The sequence below is a fragment of the Marinomonas ushuaiensis DSM 15871 genome, assembly GCF_000521805.1.
In the GTDB taxonomy this organism is placed as follows: domain Bacteria; phylum Pseudomonadota; class Gammaproteobacteria; order Pseudomonadales; family Marinomonadaceae; genus Marinomonas; species Marinomonas ushuaiensis.
Map to the genome: position 1 here is coordinate 1 of NZ_JAMB01000028.1, position 3,134 is coordinate 3,134.

Annotated in this window: 1 protein-coding gene; it reads right to left on the reverse strand. The window is 41.8% G+C overall.

Annotation, left to right across the window (positions count from 1 at the left end):
- On the reverse strand, nucleotides 1-3,134 hold a 3,134-nt coding region (locus tag MUS1_RS15505; protein WP_036164114.1), incomplete at both ends, for a beta strand repeat-containing protein.

A 3,134-nucleotide genomic window follows, 5' to 3' on the forward strand; every position in this document is an offset into this window, starting at 1 on the left:
CAGCCAAGTCAATCGTTGGCAAGCTAATCAACGTATCAGTAACAACGCTATCAGCACCCGTGTTACCACCAGAAGACAATGTCGCTGTCACCGTTAATGTCTCGCCTTCTCCAACTTCAGTAATACCCGTTTCGATTACATAACCATTCGCTAAGTGATTTGGGTTCAGCGTAATTACACGATCATCTTCACCATTGTTACTGGTAATTGTAATCGTATCGCCAAGTTTCGCAGCAAGTGGAAGAGCAATCTTGACTGACACTGCGCCGTCACTTTCAGCATTGTTTAACAATCCATCATTATTAGTATCGTCGGAAATGGTAACGGTAGGCGTATACAAGGCATCAAGGGTGTATGTTGTCCCATCAATCTTGACGTTTTCAACATCAATCAACAGAACAATATCATTTGTATCACCACGAGTGATTTGCAAACTACCATCATCATTAAGAACAAAAGATGCTTTATCAAGATCAAAATCACTAAAGATAACCGTATCCGTTCCAGCACCACCATCAATGGTTAACTGACCATTGCTGTCATCAACACCCAAGTTGATAACATCATCACCTGAGCCCGTTAAGACATAATCATCACCGGCTTCAACTTGAGCCTCAGCAATATCACCATGGAAATAATGGGCAGTATTTGAGAAATCACTGGTATTGCCAGCATCATCCGTTTGAACAACTTTAAAGAATTCATTATCGTTTACTGGTACACCATCAAGACTAGAGACATCCAATGTCCAAGTGCCGTCTACAGATACTGTGGTTGTCACTGATGTCAACTCAGTATATTCACCGGTTTGGGTGTCATTACCATTTGTTGTAGAATCAGCAATCACCCATAAAGTAATGGTAGCACCCGCTTCGCCCGTACCATGAAGTGTCACAGTTGAATAATCGGAATCGGCTGAATCATCAGTGATATTAGTGATCACTGGCGGATCAACAAAAAGATCCGCAATAGCTGCTGTCGCACTAACTTCTGAAGAACTGTTACCCGCCTCATCTGACAAGGTCGCTGTAACTTTAGCGCCCGGTGCCACTTCAACCGCAACACCGTTTGTGATGTCGTCTGCTATTAAGGTAACCGTCACCGCTGAGCCATCGTCGACACTGTACGTCAAGGTATCACCAACAACCGAACCCGTTACCGAGATGGTTGCAGTAACTGTGCCGTCTTCGCCTAGCTCTTCAGCATTATAGACATCGTCATCGCCAGTGCTTTCGAACACGATACTAGGCGTTGCGATTGATTCATCATTAACAACTTTAATACTGATAGTTTGAGTACTAGCACTTTCCGTATTACCTTCAGAAGCGGTTGCGACAACTTCTAAATCATAAGTAGTCGTTTCTTCAATATAATCTGTTTCTAACGTTAACTCAGAAAGATTCCAACCTGTCACATCAGCAACCGTTAAGCCTTCTTCCGCGGTGAATGTGTTCGTACCATCCGTCAACGTAAAGCCAACTGGAATGTCTTTCACTTCGACTTTTAAGGTCTCAGAACCGTCAACATCGGTGGTAGCCGCACTGATACTAAAGGAAACATCGCCCCCTTCCGGCGTAGATAAAGAATCCGTGCCAGACACCACATTCTCAAAGGTCAATGAGTTCAACAAGAAATCATTATCATCTGAATCCGTTACGTCGCTCTTATAATCAGCGGTAAAGGCAATTGCGTAGAATTCAACCGAATCGGTTGCAGTAATTGTTCCCGCATCACTGACTTGGTTGTTACCACCGACAAGTTCACCCGTCCCAACGATGTCACCGTCAGAAGAATAAAGCGTGTAAGACGCTGTTTCTGAAGAACTCAACCAGCCAAATGAAGCTTGAACAGAAGTAACAGCATCATCAAAAGTAACTACAATCGCTTCACTTTGTTCTGCATTTGAACCAATTTCAGAAAATGGATCTGATCCATTAACCGTTTCTGCATCAACACCTATACCATCATGATCTGTATCGGTAATGGTCGTTAAGACACCTTCTTCATTGTCGTTAGAATTGATACCTACAAAATGATTATAGGCCATTAATGTGTAGCCATTACCTGTCGCTTTTCCGGACCCAGCAGTCACATCGTCCGCTGTGATGGTAACCATTTCTGTCACACTCAAAGAAGGCTCATCAGCCACCGCATTGACTGTGACAGTAACCGTTGCCGTATCAACAGAACCATTTGAATCTGTAACAGTGTAATCAAATGAAACTTCACCGCTATAATCTGCAGTAGGAACAAATGTCATAACCCCACTTGAATCAATTTCAACAGTACCATTATCAACAACAATAGATTGAAGCTGACCTGTTAACTCAACCCCAGCAATCGCTGTAATTTTTAAACCACCATCTAAACCATCATCATTACTCAATAAACTAAACGCATTACTATGTAGCTCAATACTATTATCTTCATCTACATTGACAGAATCGTTTTTAGCATCAACCAAATTATCAAGTGGAAGCGCTGTTGCAGTAGCTTCTAAAGAAGTATTACCAGCTTGATCCGACAAGGTTGCAGTAATGCTTTGACCTGGCTCAACTTCAATTAAAACAAAACCATCAATTTCATGATCAAGAGTCAATTCAACCGTAAATACTTCATCTCCAACTGTATAAGTTAAAATATCTCCGACTTTAGAGCCATCTAGGGTAATTGTTGCAGTGACAGTTCCATCATCACCTACTTCTGATTCACTATAAACATCATCAGCACCAGCAGATTCAAAGGAAATGCTAGGGGTAGAAATGTTTGTATCAACTTTATAAATTTCACTTGACGTTGCTTCGAAGGTATTACCCGCACCATCTGTTCCAGATACTTTTGCCATTATAAAAGGGGTCGCGGAATCAGTATTTGCTAAGTCTGCACCATCAACAACTACACTATAAGTATATTGCCCAGAATCGTTCCGTGCATTTGATACGGCACCACTACCAATAACTTCACCATCAAGGTAAATATCTACAGTATCCCCTGGAGATGCATTGCCAGAAACAAAGCCAGTAATAGTAATATCTGCATTAGATTCAGAGGAGTTAATGATCGAATCCGAAGTAATAACATCAACATCGATACCTGCATTCGCAGACGTATCGACTGTATGAGTTGAAGAACCC